This window comes from Pseudoxanthomonas sp. P4_B2 (genome assembly GCF_056402315.1).
In genome coordinates this window covers 885939-906596 of record NZ_JBFUHQ010000002.1, presented here as the reverse complement: position 1 = coordinate 906596, position 20658 = coordinate 885939, and the positions used below count along the sequence as shown (strand labels likewise).

11 protein-coding genes are annotated in these 20658 nt (G+C 57.8%); 4 read left to right on the top strand and 7 right to left on the bottom strand.

Annotated elements, in window-relative coordinates; translation table 11 throughout:
• Window positions 1-44: 44 nt before the first annotated feature.
• From AC1DTQ_RS08625 to AC1DTQ_RS08605, 5 genes are all read right to left on the bottom strand, one after another.
• The gene (locus AC1DTQ_RS08625; RefSeq protein ID WP_477849100.1) at window positions 45-677 is read right to left on the bottom strand and encodes a beta-barrel domain-containing protein; all 633 of its coding nucleotides are present in this window, start codon (window positions 675-677) and stop codon (window positions 45-47) included.
• Between the two features lie 68 nt (window positions 678-745).
• Window positions 746-9217, bottom strand: coding sequence for a calcium-binding protein (locus AC1DTQ_RS08620; protein ID WP_477849099.1), 8472 nt, complete (start codon window positions 9215-9217; stop codon window positions 746-748).
• Window positions 9218-9277: 60 nt separating this feature from the next.
• A complete protein-coding gene (locus AC1DTQ_RS08615) occupies window positions 9278-9814 on the bottom strand; it encodes a hypothetical protein (protein WP_477849098.1) in 537 nt (178 codons plus the stop codon).
• Window positions 9815-9900: 86 nt separating this feature from the next.
• Window positions 9901-11322, bottom strand: a complete 1422-nt coding sequence (locus tag AC1DTQ_RS08610) for an HlyD family type I secretion periplasmic adaptor subunit (protein ID WP_477849097.1) — start codon at window positions 11320-11322, stop codon at window positions 9901-9903.
• Between the two features lie 181 nt (window positions 11323-11503).
• Entirely contained in the window at window positions 11504-13669 is a 2166-nt protein-coding gene (locus AC1DTQ_RS08605) for a type I secretion system permease/ATPase (RefSeq protein WP_477849096.1), read from the bottom strand.
• 267 nt (window positions 13670-13936) lie between these two features.
• Here AC1DTQ_RS08605 and AC1DTQ_RS08600 point away from each other — a divergent pair, with 267 nt between their 5' ends.
• A complete protein-coding gene (locus AC1DTQ_RS08600; RefSeq protein ID WP_477849095.1) occupies window positions 13937-14332 on the top strand; it encodes a helix-turn-helix domain-containing protein in 396 nt (131 codons plus the stop codon).
• A gap of 21 nt (window positions 14333-14353) precedes the next feature.
• On the opposite strand, the gene mddA is transcribed toward AC1DTQ_RS08600, so the two are convergent.
• Window positions 14354-15184: a methanethiol S-methyltransferase gene (mddA, locus tag AC1DTQ_RS08595; RefSeq protein ID WP_477849094.1), complete on the bottom strand. Its 831-nt coding sequence runs from the start codon at window positions 15182-15184 to the stop codon at window positions 14354-14356.
• Window positions 15185-15328: 144 nt separating this feature from the next.
• On the opposite strand from mddA, the gene AC1DTQ_RS08590 reads away from it, so the two are divergent.
• Window positions 15329-16384, top strand: coding sequence for an alpha/beta fold hydrolase (locus AC1DTQ_RS08590; RefSeq protein WP_477849092.1), 1056 nt, complete (start codon window positions 15329-15331; stop codon window positions 16382-16384).
• Window positions 16385-16551: 167 nt separating this feature from the next.
• Here the strand turns inward: AC1DTQ_RS08590 and glmS are convergent, their stop codons facing one another.
• Entirely contained in the window at window positions 16552-18378 is a 1827-nt protein-coding gene (gene glmS / locus AC1DTQ_RS08585) for a glutamine--fructose-6-phosphate transaminase (isomerizing) (protein WP_477849091.1), read from the bottom strand.
• Between the two features lie 197 nt (window positions 18379-18575).
• Between glmS and AC1DTQ_RS08580 the strand changes: the two genes are divergently transcribed.
• A complete protein-coding gene (locus AC1DTQ_RS08580) occupies window positions 18576-19874 on the top strand; it encodes an efflux RND transporter periplasmic adaptor subunit (RefSeq protein ID WP_477849090.1) in 1299 nt (432 codons plus the stop codon).
• A gap of 51 nt (window positions 19875-19925) precedes the next feature.
• Window positions 19926-20654, top strand: coding sequence for an ABC transporter ATP-binding protein (locus AC1DTQ_RS08575; RefSeq protein WP_477849089.1), 729 nt, complete (start codon window positions 19926-19928; stop codon window positions 20652-20654).
• Window positions 20655-20658 lie beyond the last annotated feature (4 nt).

The window sequence follows — 20658 nt, the reverse complement described above, 5'->3', positions numbered from 1 at the left end:
TCCGGTCTTGATCTCCACGCTCAACGCCATACCGGGAGACAGCTTCACCTTCCCGCGGCCAGCTTGACCCGCGCACGAAACACCAGCCCCATCTTCTCGTCCTGCGCCGCGTCGTGCGAAACACTCTCGACAGTTCCGTCGAGATAGCCGTAACGGATATACGGAAAGCTCTCCACCTTCACCGTCACCCGTTGCCCCGGCCTGACAAAACCGATGTCCTTGTTGAGCACCGTCGCTTCCACCTCAGGCTCTTCCTCGCTCGGCACTACGGCCAGCGAGGCCCGGACCGGTGTCACTGCACCGACCGCGGTATGGATTGCTAGTTGCTGCACCGTGCCAGAAACCGGCGCATGCAACAGCATCACCTGTTCGCGCTGCCCGGTCTTGGTGACCCCCTGTGCGAACTGCTCCATCTGTTCACGTGCCTGACGCAGTCCATCCAACGCCTTCCGCTTCGTCTTAGCGGTAAGCACACTGAGTTGCTCACGCGAACCGCTCAATGCTGAGCGGGTTTCCTGGATCCGGCCGCGGTGCGACGCTAGGTCACACTCGGCGGCGATACTTTCCTGCTCGCACGACCGGTAGTCATGGCCCTTGGCCTTTCCCACCTGCAGACCAGCGTTGCGAACAACGTTGGTCCTGAGTGTCCTGTTAGTTTTCGCCAGCGAACCAGCCATCGCTTCAACTCCCTGATGCGATACGAGACATCAACCGCCGATCGGAGATCGGCGATCGCAAACTTCCATTAAGGAACTAGCTGGTAAGTACTCTCGCTTACATGAGGGTTAAAGCGTTCGCGGCCGAAGCCCTCTGAGGTCGCCATCAGATCGATGAGTCGGCGGCAATCCGAGATTGTTCTTACCGAGTCAATTTCAGACGATCCAAGCGAAGTGGTCGTGGCGCTAAAGCCGTCCCGGACGATAGCCTCATAGAGATCCTCGCCCCCTGAGAACGACGCGATCTCCATTTCAGACAGAAACCCCCTTGGCCTCGACACCCCAGCCAAGCCGGCTCCGCGTCGCGTCGTCGACCCGGCTGTTCCCATGTCATCGGGCGATGTCATGGCGGGCAGGCTGCTAGTGAACATTTGGCCGCCTGCGGGTTGATCGTGCCAGGTCGCGGAGAAAGTGGGTGCGAGCGCGTTCGATTGGCTGGTTGTTAGTGTTGTCTGGCCCAACGGGGGAGGCGTCATTCCCGCCATTGCGTTCACCAACGCTTGGACATCGGCTGCATACAGCACTCGATTGCCGTCGTCGGTCCGGATTTCTTCCACCCGATATTGCCCACCCAGATACCAGTCCTTAATCACCAGCTTATCGGTCGTGCCGATGATGGAGATTTCCAGGTTATTGCTGCTGGTCGGGCGCTTGAACCACAGTTGGTCGTAGGTCACGCCGGTGAGGAAGCGCGCAACGTCGGTATTCCCGGCGGTGCCGTCGTTCTCTACAACCGTGTCGATTCCATAGGTACGCGCCATCAGATAGGCATCGTTGCCTGTGCCGCCGGTTAGCGTGTCGGTTCCACCTTTCCCTTCCAGCGTATCGTTACCCGCCAAAGCGCTTAGATTGTTGTTGCCGCTATTGCCTGCAAGCACGTTACCGATCGCATTGCCCGTTCCGTTGATCGCGGACGTTCCTGACAAAGCAAGGTTTTCCACCTCTGCTGATAGCGTGAACGTGACCGACGAATTGACAGCATCTATGCCTTCGCCAGTCAGCTCAGTTACCACGTCGCTGGTACTGTCCACAACATAACTATCGTCGCCAGTACCGCCCTTCAAGGTATCGGCACCTGCTTTTCCATCTAGAGTGTCGTTTCCAGCTAATCCGGTAAGCGTATTATTGGCACTGTTGCCGATAAGAACATTTGCGATTGAGTTGCCGGTGCCGCTATTGGTGCCACTCCCAGTCAACGTTAGGTTCTCTACATCGCTTCCTAGCGTCCAAGCCACACCAGATTGCACGGTGTCTGTACCTGCACTTATGGCCTCCTGAACGATATCACCAGCAACATCAACGATATAAACATCATTGCCAAAGCCACCAATCAAGGTGTCGGTACCGCCCTTTCCATCCAGCGTGTCGTCGCCATCCAATCCGGTAAGCACGTTGCTGCCGCCATTACCTGTAAGAAGATTGGCCATCGCATTACCCGTGCCATTGATTACTCCGCTACCCATCAACGTCAGATTCTCCACTTCTGACCCGAGGGAAAATGTTATCGATGCTCTGACCAAGTCAGAACCTTCCCCCTGAAGTTCAGTTACAACATCACCAACGTTGTCCACCACATAGATATCGTCGCCAATACCACCAACCATTCCATCGGCTCCGATACCGCCGTCCAGCGTGTCGTTGCCGCCAAATCCTTTCAGGGTATCGCTCCCGCCAAATGCGGTGAGCGTGTTGTTGGAATCGTTCCCGGACAAGATATTGACTCCGGAGTTTCCCGTGCCATTTATCGACGCCGCCCCTGAAAGGTAGAGGTTCTCAACGCCGGAACCGAGGGTGTAGCTAACACTTGCATCTACCGAATCAATTCCTTCCCCCGTCGCCTCTACAATGGAGTCCGCGACATTGTCTACAAAATAAAGGTCATCTCCCGACCCACCGAGCATCGTGTCCGCGCCAGCTTGCCCATCCAGAACATTTGCCAATTCGTTGCCTGTTATCCGATTGTTGAGCGCGTTTCCTGTCCCGATAGAGCCGTAGCCGATACTCAAATCTAGACTCTCTACATTCTCACCCAAGGCATAATCAATCCCTGAGAGAACCGTATCGGCTCCTTCATTGGCAGCCTCAAAAACTGTGTCGCCCGCGTCGACTACCACGTAGAAATCGTCACCCCACCCGCCGGAGAGGAGATCAATGCCTTCGGAACCAATCAGACTGTCGTTACCATCCCCGCCGTAAAGCAAGTCGTTACCGGTAGATCCGTCGAGAGTGTCGTTACCTTCGCCACCGTAAAGGGTATCGTTACCGCCGTGGCCGTTGATCGAATCGTTTCCGGCAAGGCCATCAATCGTGTCATCCGTTCCCCAACCGTGCACCTCGTCATCCAGCGCCGTGGTGGCCATCATGCTTTGCCGCAACGTCTCTCGCGTCCAGATGGTTCCATCACTGAATCTTATTTCGTGGAGCGGGCTATCAGGCAGCAAAAAACCTTCCAACGTCAAAACTTCATCGAGAGATCCTCTTAGGATCAAGTCTCCGCTGTCCTGCGGCTCGATAGTCAACGCACCCGGTAAGATTGCGGCGGAGAACTGGATTACATCGCTTCCAGAAGAAATGCTCCCCAGTGAAACGATGCGGTCAGTTCCAAAGCTGGTGTCGAAATAGTAGGTGTCGTTGCCGTGACCTCCATCAAGATAGTCGCGGCTGGCACCGCCTTCCAGATAGTCATCACCATCATTTCCGATCAGCGTGTCGGACGCCGCGCCTCCGACCAATGCATTAGCGCTCGCGTCGCCAATCAAGGTCACCCCAGCGATACGGCCGGTGATTTCTCTGCTGTCCCACACCGCACGAACGGTTCCATCCGGGTTATCAAAGACCACTGTCTCTATTGGCGCCTGAACGGTGCCATCGGAGCCCCAGTATGCAGAAACCAGAATTTGATTCTCTGCTGATGGCCCAACCTGAATGATCAGATCGTCGCCTAGACGAATGAAGCGCAGATCGTCCGTGCTTACCGAGACATCAAAAATAATAGCGTCCAGCCCACCGGAATCGATTATCGAATCCGACCCATCCCCTGCAGAATAGCGATAGGTATTATTATCCCGCCCGCCAACCAATTCGTCATCACCTGTGCCACCAATGATTTGGTCATTGCCGGTATCTCCGGTAATCCTGTCATTACCGTCCCCACCATACAGGTAGTCATTATCTGACGATCTATCTTGCGGCAGAGCATAGGCGCCAGAGATGATGTCATTGCCTAAACCGCCATAAATGTGGTTCGAGTAGGCATTGCCCGTCAGGTTGTTGTCCCCGGAATCTCCCACCAGATCGGATGGACCTGTAGTCAACCCAAGAATATATCTCTCGATATTCGCAAATGATGGAACGCTGTAACTGTTGTTTCCGTAGTCACCTTCGATAACAACGGTATCAGTGCCTGCGCCTTCCACCTCCACAACGGTATCCCCTGCGCCAAGCAGATAGATGTCGTTTCCTAGACCCCCAGACAGGGTATTTGCGCCACTGGAAGTAGATCCGTCTATCCAATTGTCTAGGGCGTTTCCGGTCGCATTGATGTTGGCAGTTCCGACAAGAACAATTCTCTCGATGAATCGTTGTTGCTCAAGTGAATAGGAAATGCTCGTCTCTACGGTATCGACGGACTCTTGATTCGTGAAGTTGTCTGAAACAACGTCATTAACGTTGTCGATGACAAACGTATCTTCACCTGCACTGCCAGCCAATACATCGGCACCCACACCTCCATCCAAACGATTGACAGACATGCTGCCCGAAGCGCTTGCATCAATCTTGTTGTCCAGCGCATTCCCTATGAACTGGCGCGGCGTCCATGTTGCTTTCTGTTTTCTTGCGTAGTCGTATCCAGTATTTCCACTATAGCTGTAGAACCCAAATCTTCCGTTTGTGAATGGCAAAACAACATTCTCTACATTGTTCGGTAGCTGGTACAGAATCGACATTGAGCTCCCATAGGGTAGCCGATAGTAAATGGTGTCATTACCTTCGGCTTCGTTCTCCAGAACGATGTCACTGTCGTAATAGTTGTCACCTCCGATGTAGTAGAGATCATCGCCGCCACCGCCAACCATCGTGTCATTACCGGTATTCCCATAAAATATGTTTGAGTACTGATTTCCGGTTATGGTTCCGCCCGCCGTTGTGAAGCTGAAATTAAGTTGGAACGGTATAGGCGTAGCCAATGCCTCGATCTGGGCGGCGGTAATGATTGAGCCATCGGCGAATACGATCTCGTCGATCCATTTCGTCGCAGATACGTTCTGCATATTCGCCGTTATGTAGGATCCGCTTGAGTTGATTGTCAGAATCAGAGCCGAGTTCGCATCGGTTCCACTTCGATACAGAGACACGTCCTCCCGCGTAATCCCCTCGCCCAGAATCAGACGGTCATACCCCGCCGCATCCGCGTCGTTGCCATAGATATAGTCATTGCCGTCGCCGAGCTCGTAGTGAAAGGTGTCATTACCTGATCCGCCATATAGGCGATCATCACCACCTTCGCCATTCAAGATGTCATCGCCCGCCAAGCCATAAAGCGAATCGTTTCCTCCTCTACCGAAAATCGTGTCGTTCAGCACCGAACCGGAGAGAGTTTCGGCACCCTCGCTACCGATCCTCGAAGTGAGAAGTGCTGTTTGACCGGGGGACAATATGCTGCCGTCCTGGAAGGAAAAGCTCAGGCTTGAGGTGGCACGGCTATTGAATCCAACGATTACGAGTTCATCCGATCCGGTGTTGATCACAAGATCGTTGCCGCTCATTGTCAGGGTAACCGTGCTGGCGGTTATTCCCGTCATGAATCTAACTACGGCCGATTCGGAGACAACGCCAGTCGTGCTCTGGACTGATCCTACTTCGGACAAATAAAGGGAGTCACGGCCAAAACCCGTCGAGAACTGATAAGTGTTCGTCCCCAGGCCGCCCCTCAGGATATCGTTTCCTTTTCCACCTTCCAGGAAGTCGTTGGAAGTATCGTCCCAACGACTGCCGGAAACCCAGCTGATTATCCCCGCGCTAAGCTCATCGTCACCATCACCACCCAGCAGAATATCGCTGTCGTAACCGCCATCAAGATAATCATTTCCATCGCCTCCTTCGAGTCGATCCTGACCCTTCTCTCCGTACAGTTCATCGTCTCCCGTACCTCCCATCAGCACGTCGTGATCCGTGGCCGTGCCGCTATATTCGTCGTCCCCGCCGTAGATTATGTCGTTGCCCCCGCCGCCGGAAAGGACATCGTTTCCTATCACGCCATAGATGGTATTCGCGTCCGAAGTTCCCAAGTAAATGTCCGCGCCAGCCGTCCCTATGTAGGTTTCTCCGGGAGTGGCTAGTCGTGATGACAGATCAGCCAACGTCCAAATAGTTCCATCGTGGAATGTGATGGTATGTCCGATGCCAGCTGCGTCGAAGTAGCCTTGGAGCGTCAGTGAATCCGTGCTGTTCGGGGATTGCAGCACCAGACTGTTGTTGGCCCCTAAGCTAACCAAGAGGGCGGTCGGATCTATACCTGCGCCGAAGCTAATGGTGTCCAATCCTGCAGTGGCGCCACCAAGTGCCTGTATTTCGTCGATTCCCCAGCCGAGCTCAAAGCGATAGATATCGTTGCCTTCCGCTCCGGCAAGAGCATCGTCTCCTCGCCCCCCCACAATGGTGTCGTTACCCAACCCACCGTAGATGCTGTCGTTGCCATCGCCACCGTCAAGATTGTCGTCGCCTTCATCGCCATCGAGCTGATCGTTCCCAGCGCCGCCATCTGCCACATCGTTTCCGCTTCCGCTGTCGATGATGTCGTTTCCTGCACCTCCCGCGAGCTCGTCAATTCCTTCATTTCCTGTAAGCCTATCTATTCCGTCGCCACCATTTAGATAGTCATTCCCGTCTCCGCCCCACAGTTCGTCGTCTCCTGCTTCACCCCACAGTCTGTCCGCCCCAGCATCGCCAGTGAGGTAATCCTTATCCGATCCACCATAGAGCCAGTCATCTCCACCGTTTCCGTAAAGATGATCAATACCCGCTCCTCCAAAGAGGCGATCATTGCCATGGAACTCTGTTGCTACGTCCTGCGGACTTCCGTCACCGACTAACGTATCGTTTCCTGCATCTCCATAGAGCCAATCTTGTGCGCCCAAACCGAAGATTGTGTCGTCGCCCTCGCCGCCTTCGATCTCGTCATTGCCATGGAGGCTGCCGTCTATATGTATGCTGTCCCCGACAATATTGTCGTTTCCATCACCACCAAGAATTACGTCACGATCACCGCCGCCGTATATCTCATCGTCACCGCCACCTCCTGAAATAACATCAATGCCGTTCCGCGTTCCTTGTTGATCGTTGTCACCCGCAATTACATCATTACCCGCACCGCCATCAATGATGTCGTCGCCATCGTCGCCGAGAATTCGATCCGCCCCATCTCCACCACTTATATGGTCTATATCTTTGTCGTCTGCATCTACCGGATTGGAATCTCCGCGACCATAAATGACGTCGTCGCCAATACCGCCATCGATGACATCATTTCCGCCTTGCCCATAAATGCTATCGTTTCCTTCATTTCCATAGATGATGTCGTTTCCGTTCGCATTTGCCGAGTCGGATACTGCAACCGTTAGGTGAATACCAGGCAATGAATCCGGCCATGCATCTCCTCTAATTACATCATTTCCGATTCCTCCGGAGATGTTGTCATCATCATGTCCGCCTTGAATAACGTCGTTTCCCTCTCCGCCTATGACGCGATCTATACCTTCGCCTGCAAAGACTAGATCATCGCCATCTCCTGCATCTATGTAGTCATCGCCACTCGGACTTACGTTCGGATCCAGGTACGTCCATCCTGCCGCCAGAACTCCGTTTGGCCCGATATACCAACTGCTCCCGCGGAATAGCACTGCAGCTCCATACTGAGCAATTCGCTGCTCTTCGTACTCTGCCTCTGATGTTGTCCATGGCCGCATGTCAGCGCGCTCGGATCCATCGAAAATGTAGTCGGCTCCAGCCCCTCCCCAAATGTGATCGTTCCCCGTGCCACCGAGAATTAGGTCCCGGCCATCACCACCGTTGAGCCGATCGTCCCCGGCTCCTCCCTCGATGCCGTCGTTTCCTCCTAGGCCGTTGATGATGTCGATGCCTAAATTCGATCCCGTGGCCCCGAATGTGTCATCGCCGCCAGTCAGTGTGCCGGCGATCTCGGCCTGTTCTTCGTCGAGACCCGGAAGCTCAATGCCAAGATCTCCGTTACTCCAGTTACGGACGGTGATGAATGAATGCGAGTCGTTATGCATGATGATGAGAGACTGGTCGTCCCCGCTCCCCACTACCGACAATCGAAACTCGCCGTCTGATGTCTCCCAAGAGCCAAGCGATGCATGCTGAATATTATCGAAGCCTGTGCCGGATCCAGATATGTCAACGCCATTGAACGTTATTCTTCCCAATCCGTCTGAGTCGAAAACTGTGTCTTCGGAGTTCTCATTGGTGAAGTCCACCGATGAGAATCGGTATGTATCGAACCCGTTACCTCCATCCAAGGAATCACTTCCTATTCCACCATCCAGGTAGTCATCGCCATCGCCACCTCTTAAATCATCGTTTCCAGCATCTCCATAGACTGAATCTTCTCCATCTCCACCATGCGAAAAATCCGCACCGCCACCAAGAATTATCGTATCTGCACCTCCACCGCCAAAAACTCCATCGTCTTTAAAGGTCCCGAATAGGCTATCTGCATTGCCACCACCGAATACGAGATTCAAGCCGGGGTGAGATGCGTCCAATCCATTGACATCGAAGCCAAAGAGCCCTTTGAACTCGTGAACCCACTCGTCCCATGTTTCATCGTCTATTACCTCCACACCTATCTGACTCAAGGCAAACAAGGTTACGGCGAGCACAGCGCCCACTGCTAACTCAGGCAATCCCAGAGCCACAAGGCCGGCACCAACTACTCCAGCAGCAAGTCTTTGCGCCAGAAGCTGCGCGCCACGGCCGATCAACCACCCTGACCCCACTTTCAGCATTTGCCCTTGATCGCCTTCAACAACCGCAGCGATAAACTGCGCGGCGTCAATGGAGTTGCCTAAGACTATCCCTACCTTTCCGCCGAAGAACGTACCTCCTCGTGCCAAATATAGACCTTCCGAGTTCCTTGCCAAGTAGTTTGCAATGGCGGTTTCTGCGTTTGCGGATTGAGAACTTAGTAAATTCCAGTCATCAATTGTTTGGTCTCTTAATGCTCGGAGCGTTGTCAGCAGCACAGGATCATTCTGTGCTGCAACTATTTTTGATATCGTTGATTCAAAAAGGGCGATCTGAGCCTGTTTGGCCAGCAGTAGGTGATCCAGCGTCGCCTGGCTCGCGACTGCCCCATCTCGGATAGCTTCGGTCGCCTTTCCAAGCTCACTAGTAAATACCTCTAGAGATTGGGCCATGACGGACGCAATGAAGTTCGATTGCTCCTGGGTAATTTCTACAGGATCCGTGTTCTCTGTCATTTCCTTTTCCTCACCGTTAGTGGAAATAGATTCTTCCGACTTGAATTAATGTCGCAATACTTAATATTTGTTTTTAAATCCGCATGCCTTAATTAGAACAACGAGCAGCGATGCGTAAACAACGGAGTACATAAGCGAGATCGCGGATCCGGCTACTGTCAGAACAGGAGTTGAGAAAGACATCGCTGAAATTATTGCCCCAGCACGCTTCATATCGTTCCTGTACGCAGAGATAAGAAGCCACGGGGTGATGAGAAGAGCCATAAATAGCAGCCCAAAGAGCACTGCTTTTATTTCATTGAACTTCCACGAATAGCTTTCTCTATTCCTAAACCTGGATATGGCGAAGCACATGATTAAGGGCGATGAAACTATCGACGAGAGAAGCCAAGCAGAAGTCTTACCCGGAATATTTGATATCTCGAGCAGACGATGCGCGGCGGGAATCCAGTTCACCAGGAACTGGATGCTCGCAAGCGTCGACTTCGCCTGATTCGGCGCAGCGACTATTGAAGCTCCCACGATCAACACATATAGAAGCAAACACGCCTTCTCTGGTATCGATACTGGCGGTGCCGATACTCCGTAGCTGTTCATTCAGACCGTCTCTCGTCTCCGAGCACTTTTGTTCTTGCTAAAATCTTCGTGAATTTCCGTATTCAACTCAGAGAGTTTGTTTTCCACTATCGTTCCCTTAAAGATTCGCTCTTGTGTTGTCGCAACGGTCCAATTAGATAGTCGATCACCCTTCGTTTCCCGGTCTTAATCTCCACACTCAACGCCATACCCGGAGACAACTTCACCTTCACCCCATCGATCATTAACGTCGCGGCAGCTAGCTTGACCCGCGCGGGAAACACCAACCCCATCTTCTCGTCCTGCGCCGCATCATGCGAGACGCTCTCAACGGTTCCATCGAGATAGCCGTAACGCGTATACGGAAAACTCTCCACCTTCACCGTCACCCGCTGCCCTGGCCTGACGAAACCGATGTCCTTGTTGAGCACGGTGGCTTCCACCTCCAGCGCCTCTTCGCTCGGCACCACGGCCAGCAAGGCTTGCGCCGGCGTCACTACGCCACCCACAGTGTGGATAGCCAACTGCTGCACCGTGCCCGAGACCGGCGCATGCAACAGCATCAACTGATCGCGTTGCCCTGTCTTGGCGACTTCCGGCGTGAACTGCTGCATCTGTTCGCGCGCCTGGCGCAGGCCGTCCAATGTTTGCTGCTTGGTCTCGGCGGTCAGCACACTGAGTTGCTCCCGCGAACCGCTCAAGGCCGAGCGGGTTTCCTGCAGCCGGCTGCGTTGCGACGCAAGGTCGCGCTCGGCGGCGATACGCTCCTGCTCGCGCAAGAGATAGTCATGGCGTCCCACATAATTGCCTTCCAGCAACTTGGCATAGTCCTCCGAGCGGCTCTTGGAGATCTTCGCTGATTCCTCCAAAGGACCGATCATCGACTGCACTGTTCGCAACTCCGCCTCGCGCTGCGAAATCGCCGCCAGCAGACTCTGTCGGTTCGCCTCATAAGAGTTGAACTGGCTGCTGGCCAGATCCTGTTCGGAGGCGAAGCGCGTTTGCGGAAGGCCCGGATCTGGAGCCAGCTTGGGCGAATGCCCAGTGCTGAGCGCCGCTGCCATCGCGGTCAAGCGCAGCTCCGCCAGACGCGCGTTGATCAATGCGTCTCCTGCCTTGGCGTAGTCGGCGCCGGTGCCGGTGGCGTCCAGCTCGATCAGCAGATCGCCTTTCTTCACCGTCTGCCCATCGCGCACCAGGATGCGCTTGACCACCGCGGTCTCGGCCGGCTGGATGACCTTAGTGCGCGAATCGACCACCGTCTTTCCGGGCGCCACCGCGACTATTTCCAGCTTGCCGAAGATGGACCACAGCAGCGCAACGCAGAAGAACGCGATGATCGTGCGCATGATCCAGCGCGAAGCAGGCGACACCGGCGTGTCGGTCAGCTCCAGATGCGCGGGCAGAAACGCGAGTTCGTCCTCGCTGCGCTTGGGCGGATCCAAGGTCGCACGGACCGACCACGCTGCCTTGAATACCTGGGTGTAGCGCGAAATGAATTCGCGCAGGGCTTGCAGGTAGTGGGTCATAGGGAACTCCGCCCTGTCGTCATCTCAGCGAACGCTGGAGGGCGCTTTTCAACAGCCGAATGGCTGGTCATTCCTTTTGACGTTTTTTCCTTGGATCTCGCCCGGCCAGACCATCCCGCCAAGATCAAGGTGGATCCCAGCGTTCGCTGGGATGACGAGCCATGCGCCGACAGGACGTGCCTCATGCGGTGCCATCCTGCAGCTTGTGCAACCGCGCGTAATGGCCGTTGGGTCGATCGACCAGCTCGGCATGAGTGCCGGTTTCGACGATCTGGCCTTTTTCGATCACGATGATCTTGTTGGCCATGCGCACCGTGGACAGGCGATGGGCGATGATCAGCACCGTGCGCCCCTGGCAGATCGCCCGCATATTCTGCATCACTGCATGTTCCGATTCGTAGTCCAATGCGCTGGTGGCTTCGTCGAAAATCAGGATGCGCGGATTGGTGATCAACGCGCGCGCTATCGCCAGACGCTGGCGCTGGCCTCCGGAAAGCGAAGCGCCTTTCTCGCCCACCACCGTGTCGTAGCCTTCCGGTAACTCCAGAATGAAATCGTGCGCACCCGCCAGTTTGGCGGCATGGATAACGCGTTCCAACGGAAGTCCTGGATCGGCCAGGGCGATGTTCTCGCGCACGCTGCGGTTGAATAGGAAGTTTTCCTGCAGCACCACGCCGAGCTGGCGACGTAGCCAGGCCGGATCGGCCAGGGCCAGGTCGTGTCCATCGACCAGCACCCGGCCGCGTTCGGGCACATACAGCCGCTGCACCAGCTTGGTCAAAGTACTCTTGCCGGAACCGGACCGCCCGACTATGCCGATGACTTCGCCTTCGGCAACCTCAAGATCGATACCGCTCAGCACCTCCGCGGTATCGGGCCGATAACGGAAGGTGACTTTGTCGAAGGTAACCCGACCCTTGATCGGCGGCAGGGTCATCCGACTACCAGGGAGCTCGGTGCGGGTGTTGAGGATGTCGCCCAGCCGCTCGACTGAGATACCGACCTGCTGGAACTCCTGCCAGAGCTGGGCCAAGCGCACGATGGGCGCCGCTACTTGCCCGGACAGCATATTGAAGGCGATCAACTGGCCAACGGAGAGCTTGCCATCGATGACCAGTTTGGCTCCGAAGAACAGGATGCTGATGCTGACCAGCTTCTGCACCAGCTGGATGCCCTGCTGGCCTATGTTGGCCAGACGCGTGACCCGAAACGAAGCACCGACATAGCCGGCCAACTGGTTGTCCCAGGTACGGGTGACACGCGGGTCCACCGCCGTGGCCTTGACCGTGCCGATGCCATTGACGGTTTCCACCAGGAACGACTGGTTATCGGCGCCGCGTGCGAATTTCTCGTCCAGGCGCTTGCGCAGCACGGGCGTGATCGAAGCCGACCACAAGGCATACACCGGCAGGGAAATGACCACGATCAAGGTCAACCAGCCGCTGTAGTAGAACATCACCGCCAGGAACACGACGGTGAACAAGAGATCCAATACCGAGGTCAGGGCCTGTCCGGTGAGGAAGTTGCGGATGTTCTCCAATTCGCGAACGCGGGCGATGGTATCGCCGACCCGTCGCGACTCGAAATAGCTGAGCGGCAGGGCCAGAATATGCCGGAACAATCTCGCGCCTAGCTCGACATCGATCTTGCTGGTGGTGTGGGAAAAGACATAGGCGCGCAAGCCCGACAAGGTGACGTCGAAGATGGCGATCGACACCAGACCAACGGCTATCACCTCTAAGGTGGTGATGCTGTGGTGTACCAGCACCTTGTCCATGACCACCTGGTAGAACAACGGCGTCACCAGGGCGAACATCTGAATGAAGAACGAGACCACCAGCACTTCGATCAGCAGCTTGCGGTACTTGACTACGGCCGGGACGAACCAACGAAAATCGAACTTGGCCAACTGCCCGAGCACGGACGCGCGCGAAGTGACTTGCAGCAATCGCCCGGCGTACAACTCGTCGAATTCCGCCCGGCTCAGTGAGCGTGCGCGCTGCTGGGCCAAGTCGTGGATCAGCACGCTCTCGTCGTTGACCTTGGCCACTATGAAATGGCCGCCGTCCGGCACCAGCGCCAAGGCAGGAAGCGAAGCCATGCCGATACGTTCGGCCGGCTGCTGGATGATTTTCGCTTTCAGGCCGAGTTGCTTGGCGGCGAGCAGCAGGGTGGTCTCGTCGAAGACTTCACCCGTCCTGCCAAATTGATGCGCCAGTTGAGCCTGGTCGGCAGAGATGCCATGAAATTGCGCAAGCAAAATAAGGCCGCGCAGGCTCAAATCTGCATCGGATGTTCCTACCCGCACTGACTCCGATAGGAGCAGTGCCGCACTTCCTTGCGCCATCTAACAAATCCCCAGTGGTATCAGCGGCCAGAGCCCTTCCTGAACGAATAGGGATGCTTGCGGCGGATGGCGAAATAGTGGTGTTTCCAGCTGTCGTTGGAAAGATGATCATCGTGTGAGAAATGACAGTTCTACTGTCTTTCAAAAACTCACAACCCATTAAATAGGCTAAATTGCCCGCAACGACAGCCATTAAAGACACACTTGTGTCAATAATGCTGGCATAGACATAATTACTGTCTATTAGTTCGTCAAAAATGGATCCGTATGCAGCTTGCTCAACGCATTCGCCTAGCCAGGCGGAAAGCAAAACTCTCGCAAGAAGCGCTTGCCAAGTTGCTGGGCTTACAGCGAAGCGCAGTTTCTAATTGGGAATCAGCCAACCCAGCCCAACCCGCGATAGCCAATCTGATCGCTGTCGCCAAGGCGACAAATGTTTCATTGGACTGGCTGGCTACCGGGAAAGGCAGCATGCACTCCGGACATGATCCCTATCAGGATGTCCTGGCCATAGATGTGGAGTTCACCGATACGCCGCACGAACGCGATCTGCTCAGGGCTTTCCGGGCTATGTCGCATCGCTCGCAGATCGTCTTCATGGAGTTGGCGGAAGAGCTTGTTTCAACGCGGGGTACTCGACGACGAGGAACCAGAGCGCAATAAAGGTTGCGCAAGATTCCTCGCCTATCCGCGTCCATGTGCCCGCAACTCTTGTGCGGACTCCGGACCACTGTCGATACCCGCATGTCGTCGCGGACGTGGCACCAGCATCGGCACCTGCTTCCGATACTTCTCGTACTCGGGCAGCGCCGCGACCAGATCGCGTTCTTCCAGCTGGATGGCGATGAGGATGTAGGCCGTGGTCATCAGCGCGAACAGCAGATGGGTCACGGTCATGGTGGGAGTGGCCCAGAAAGCGAAAAGCCAGGCCACATACAAGGGGTGGCGTACCCAGCGATAGACGCTGGGTGTCTTGAACGGTAGCTGCGTGTAGGGACGACCGCGGAACTGCAGCCACACCTGGCGCAGACCGAACAGATCGAAGTGGTTGAGCAGAAAAGTGGTGTACAGCAGCAGTACCCAGCCGAACGCATAGGCCGCGTACAGGGCGATCCGCGCCGCTTCGTTCTGCACGTTCCAGACCATGCCGCCAATCGGGCTCCACAGCCAGAACAGCAGGATCAGGGCAACGCTGGACAGCAGCGTGTAGGTGCTGCGCTCGGCCGACTCGGGGATGATCCGCGTCCACACGCGCTTGAACGCCGGCCGTGCCATCACGCTGTGCTGCAATGCGAACAGGGCGAGCAGGCCCAGGTCGATCATTACCGCATTGCCGACGCTGGTGGTGCGCGCCGAGTCCATCGCCTTGGGCACCCATAGGTTGCCGATGAAGCCAATGGCATACAGGAACGTGGCGAAGAAGACGGCGTAGCAAACCACGCCGTAGAGCAGGATCAGGGAACGTTTCATCGCGGCCTCGATGTTCTGCGGCATGCGCAGGCGTCGCCTGCGCATGCCAGGGTAAGGATGCGGCAGCATCGCGCGCGCGCAAGTGGCGCGACAGGGGAGTAATGTCCCGACCTGGCACCGGAATGCGTGAATAACGTGGAGGAATGTCCCGGCCACACTCCGGTCTGGGCCCAGAACAGGAAACCCTGAATGCAGCAATCGATCCGCTATCTGACCACCGGAGACGGCGCGCGATTGGCCTGGGCGTCGATGGGCACCGGCGTGCCGCTGGTCAAAGCGGCCAACTGGCTGAGCCATCTGGAATACGACCTGGAAAGCCCGATCTGGCGCCACTGGGTGCATTTCTTCGGCGACCATTTCCGCTTCGTGCGCTACGACGAGCGCGGCTGCGGCATGACCGGCGGCGATCCGCGCGGCCTTTCGCTGGAACATTGGCTGGCGGACTTGGAAGCGGTGGTCGATGCCGCTGGCATCGACGAGCCTTTCGCTCTGCTCGGCGTCTCGCAGGGCGCGGCCGCGTGCATAGCCTATACGGTCAAGCATCCGCATCGCGTCTCCAAGTTGCTGCTGTACGGCGCCTACGCGCGCGGTCCTTATGAGCGCGGAAATGAGGAAGCGGCGCGCCTATACCACGCCATCGCCGACGTCGCGCGCGGCGGATGGGCCGATGAGAATCCTGTATTCCGGCAATTGTTCACGGCGCGCTTCATTCCCGATGCGACCGAAGCGCAGGTGCGCTGGTTCAACGAGCTCGCCCGCATCACCACCACGGCCGAAGCGGCTGGCACCCTGCTCGACTCGCGTGGGCGCATCAACGTCACCTCGATGCTCGGCCAGATCACCGTGCCCACCCTGGTGATGCATGCACGGCACGATGGCGTGGTACCGGTGGAGGAAGGACGACTGCTTGCGGCTGGTATTCCCGATTCGCGCTACGTCGAATTGGAGTCGCGCAACCATGTACTGCTCCACCACGAGCCCGCATGGGAGCGGTTCTGCAGCGAGACTCTGAAATTCTTGGGCAGCCAGCGCGACGACGATGCGCTACTGGCCACGTTGACCGCGCGCGAGCGCGAGATCGTCGCCGGCCTCGTCGCCGGCCGAAGCAACGCCGAAATCGCCGCTGCGTTGTTCATCAGCGACAAAACCGTGCGCAATTCGCTTACCCGCATCTTCGAAAAGCTAGGCGTGCGCTCTCGCACGCAGGCGATGGCGCGGATGCGCGATACGGACCTTCCTCGCTGACGCAATTGGCTCGTCATCCCCGCGAAGGCGGGGATCCAGGGACTTTCGCTTTGTCTTTACGCAGTCAGAGGTTCGCGCTTTGGGCAAAACGCCTTCTCTGAAGAACTGCGCCGAAAGCGCCCCCCATCCGCCTTCGGCACCTTCCCTCGTAAACGGGGGAAGGGCTCTTATTCCACGGTGACGCTCTTGGCCAGATTGCGTGGCTTGTCCACGTCGGTGCCGCGGGCTAGGGCCGTGTGGTAAGCCAGCAACTGCACGGGAATGGTGTGGACGATGGGGCTGAGCACGCCGGCATGGCGCGGCGTGCGGATGACGTGCACGCCTTCGGATTCGGTGAAGTTGCTGTCCTGGTCGGTGAACACGAACAGCTCGCCGCCGCGCGCGCGCACTTCCTGCATGTTGGACTTCACTTTCTCCAGCAGCTTGTCGTTGGGCGCGATCACCACCACCGGCATCGCCGCATCGACCAGCGCGAGCGGCCCATGCTTGAGCTCGCCGGCCGGATAGGCCTCGGCGTGGATGTAGGAAATTTCCTTGAGCTTCAAGGCGCCTTCCAGTGCGATCGGATAGTGCAGACCGCGGCCCAGGAATAGCGCATTCTGCTTACTTGCGAATTTCTCCGCCCACAATGCGATTTGCGGCTCCAAGTTTAGTGCGTGCTGCACGCTGCCGGGCAGGAAGCGCAGTTGCTCCAGGTAGTCGGCTTCATCCGCCGCGCTCACGCTGCCGCGCAGCTTGCCCAGCACCACGCAGAGCTGGAACAACGCCGCCAGCTGGGTGGTGAACGCCTTGGTGGAGGCCACGCCGATCTCGGCCCCGGCACGCGTGTAGCAGACCAGTTCGCTGGCGCGCGGGATCGCGCTTTCCGGCACGTTGCAGATCGACAAGGTGTGTTTGTGACCTAGCGATTTCGCGTACTTCAGCGCTTCCATCGTGTCCAGCGTTTCACCGGACTGGGAGATAGTGACGATCACGTGTTTGGGATTGGCGTAGGCGGCGCGGTAGCGATATTCGCTGGCGATTTCCACCGAACACGGCAGGCCGGAGATCGCCTCGATCCAGTAGCGCGCGGTCAGGCCGGCGTAATAGCTGGTGCCGCAAGCGAGGATCTGCACGCCTTCTACGTCGCGCAACACGGCGTCGGCGTTCTTGCCGAACAGCTCCGGCGAGAAGCCTCCGCCGATCACCGCTTCGATGGTGTCGGCGATGGCGCGCGGCTGTTCGTGGATTTCTTTCTGCATGAAGTGGCGGTAGGGCCCCAACTCCAATGAGGCCAGCGACACGTCGGACACGTGCACTTCACGCGCGACTTCGGCGTTGGCCGAATCGAACACGCGCACGCCGCCGCGGCTGACTTCGGCGGTATCGCCTTCCTCCAGGAAAATCACCCGTCGTGTGGCCTGCAGGATCGCCGAAACATCGGAAGCGACGAAGTTCTCGCCTTCGCCCAAACCAATCAACAACGGGCAGCCCATGCGCGCGCAAACCATGCGCTCGGGTTCCTTGCGGCTAACCACCGCCAGTGCGTAGGCGCCGGTCAGGTCCTTGACTGCCCGCTGCAGCGCGCCGAGCAGATCGTTACCTTCCTGCAGATAGTGGTGGATCAGATGCGCGATGACCTCGGTGTCGGTCTGCGACTCGAACTGGTAGCCGAGTTCGCGCAGACGCTCGCGCTGCTCTTCGTGGTTCTCGATGATGCCGTTGTGCACCAGGGCCACGCCCTGGCTGATGTGGGGATGCGCATTGGCCTCGGTCACGCCGCCGTGCGTGGCCCAGCGGGTGTGGCCGATGCCCAGGTGAGCATGGAAACCCTCGGCAATCGCAGCGCTTTCCATCTCGGCCACGCGTCCGGTGCGGCGCACGCGGCGCACGTCGCGTTCCTCCACCACGGCGATGCCGGCCGAGTCGTAACCGCGGTATTCCAGCCGCTTCAGTCCTTCGATGAGTACCGGAACCACATCGCGATTCGCGATCGCACCAACGATGCCGCACATGTATGACCGCTCCTGACTGCTGGGTGTCCAGTGTAAACGCCGAAACCGTGCCCGACCGTCCGTGCGGACGCCGAAAGTGTCCGCGCGGACACTGGTGTCCGACTATTTTTCCTTTCAATTCAGTGGCTTACGATTGGCACAACCATTGCGTTGATTGTCGCATCCAAGACCCAGTCGACCACGGACAGCAACGCACCATGCAAACCAACAGCGACCCCTTCCGCATCCGCGACACCTCGGCCCAGGACAATGTGATCAAGCCGACCGCTTCGGCTCAGCGCAATCGCAAGCCCTGGCTGATCGGCGGCATCGCTGGTGCAGCAGTACTCGCGCTGGCGGTATGGGTAATCAGCGGCTGGATGTCCGGCGGCCGCTCGTTCGACGCCTCCCGGGTACGCGTGGCCGAAGTCACCCGCGGCGACCTGGTGCGGGATATCTCGGCCGATGGCCGGGTCATCGCCGCCAACAGCCCGACCCTGTACGCCATCGCGGGCGGCACGGTCGCCCTCAAGGTAGTGGCGGGCGACGTGGTGAAGAAAGGACAAGCGCTGGCCGAAATCGACAGTCCTGAACTGCGTAGCAAGCTGGCGCAGGAAGGCTCGACCCTGGCCAGCATGGAAGCCGAAGCCAGCCGCGCGCTGCTAGACGCGCAGATCACCCGTTCCACCGCCTCCAAGTTGCTGGATCAGGCACAGATCGAGCGCACCGCCGCCGAGCGCGACCTGGAGCGTTACGAACGCGCTTACAAAGGCGGGGCCGTTTCGCAGAACGAATACGCCAAGGCGCAGGACGAGCTGAAGAAGGCCGACATCGGCCTGGCCGCCGCCCGCAAGGACTCCGGGCTGCAGGGCGAAGGCGCCGGCCTGGACTCGCGCAACAAGCGCCTGCTCGCCGACCGCCAGCGCGCGGTGGTCACCGAGCTGCAGCGCCAGGTCGATGCGCTCACGGTGCGCGCACCTTTCGATGGCCAGATCGGCCAGGTACAGATTCCGCAGGGAACCATCGTCGCCACCAACGGGCCGATCCTGAGCGTGGTCGACCTGAGCCTGTTCGAAGTAGAGATCAAAGTCCCGGAAAGCTTCGCCCGCGACCTGGCCATCGGCATGCCGGCGCAGATCACCAGCAACAGCATCCAGTATGCCGCGCAGGTTTCGGCGGTATCGCCGGAAGTGGTCAATGGCGAGGTCAACGCGCGCCTGCGCTTCTCCCAGGGCAAGCAGCCACCGGGCCTGCGCCAGAATCAGCGCCTGTCCGCACGCATCGTGCTGGATACGCGCCGCAACGTAATGATGGTCGAGCGCGGTTCGTTCCTGGATCAGGATGGCGGCCGCTTCGCTTATGTCGTCGATGGCAGCCGCGCCGTGCGCCGCCCGATCCAAACCGGCGCCAGCAGCCTGAGCGCGGTGGAAATCGTCTCCGGCCTGCAGCCCGGCGAAAAAATCGTCGTCTCCGGCAGCGACCAGTTCGGCGATGCCGAGCGCGTGACCATTCACTGATTCGTCCACACCCCTTCCCGTCCACCACTCCCGACACAAAGGAAAACCACGATGCTCGACATGCGCCAGGTCACCAAGGTCTACCGCACCGCGATGGTCGAGACGCACGCGCTGCGCTCGCTCGATCTGCACGTCAAGGAAGGCGAGTTCGTCGCCGTCACCGGACCTTCCGGTTCCGGCAAGACCACCTTCCTCAACATCGCCGGACTGCTGGAGAATTTCACCGGCGGCGAGTTCTCCCTGGACGGAGAGAACGTGAAAGGCCTGTCGGACGACGCGCGTAGCCGCCTGCGCAATCAGAAGATCGGTTTCATTTTCCAGGGCTTCAACCTGATCCCCGACCTCAACCTGTTCGACAACGTCGATGTTCCGCTGCGCTACCGCGGTTTGCCCGCCAGCGAGCGCAAGCAACGCATCGAGGAAGCGCTGGGCCAGGTGGGACTGGGCTCGCGCATGAAGCATTTCCCGGCCGAACTATCGGGCGGCCAGCAGCAACGCGTGGCCATCGCCCGCGCGCTGGCCGGCAAACCGCGCCTGCTGCTCGCCGACGAACCGACCGGCAACCTGGACTCGCAAATGGCGCGCGGCGTGCTCGAATTGCTGGAGGACATCAACGCCAAAGGCACCACCATCATCATGGTGACCCACGACCCGGAGCTGGCCGCACGCGCGCAACGCAACGTGCACATCGTCGACGGCATGGCCACCGATCTTTCGGTCGAACCCAGCCTAATCCGCGTCGCCCAGTCCGCCACCGCGTCCGCCGACACTTCGGCGTAAGGAG

Coding starts and splice junctions, on each gene's coding strand:
- AC1DTQ_RS08625 (WP_477849100.1), bottom strand. CDS start 677: ATGGCTGGTTCGCTGGCGAAAACTAACAGGACACTCAGGACCAACGTT.
- AC1DTQ_RS08620 (WP_477849099.1), bottom strand. CDS start 9,217: ATGACAGAGAACACGGATCCTGTAGAAATTACCCAGGAGCAATCGAAC.
- AC1DTQ_RS08615 (WP_477849098.1), bottom strand. CDS start 9,814: ATGAACAGCTACGGAGTATCGGCACCGCCAGTATCGATACCAGAGAAG.
- AC1DTQ_RS08610 (WP_477849097.1), bottom strand. CDS start 11,322: ATGACCCACTACCTGCAAGCCCTGCGCGAATTCATTTCGCGCTACACC.
- AC1DTQ_RS08605 (WP_477849096.1), bottom strand. CDS start 13,669: ATGGCGCAAGGAAGTGCGGCACTGCTCCTATCGGAGTCAGTGCGGGTA.
- AC1DTQ_RS08600 (WP_477849095.1), top strand. CDS start 13,937: ATGCAGCTTGCTCAACGCATTCGCCTAGCCAGGCGGAAAGCAAAACTC.
- mddA (WP_477849094.1), bottom strand. CDS start 15,184: ATGCGCAGGCGACGCCTGCGCATGCCGCAGAACATCGAGGCCGCGATG.
- AC1DTQ_RS08590 (WP_477849092.1), top strand. CDS start 15,329: ATGCAGCAATCGATCCGCTATCTGACCACCGGAGACGGCGCGCGATTG.
- glmS (WP_477849091.1), bottom strand. CDS start 18,378: ATGTGCGGCATCGTTGGTGCGATCGCGAATCGCGATGTGGTTCCGGTA.
- AC1DTQ_RS08580 (WP_477849090.1), top strand. CDS start 18,576: ATGCAAACCAACAGCGACCCCTTCCGCATCCGCGACACCTCGGCCCAG.
- AC1DTQ_RS08575 (WP_477849089.1), top strand. CDS start 19,926: ATGCTCGACATGCGCCAGGTCACCAAGGTCTACCGCACCGCGATGGTC.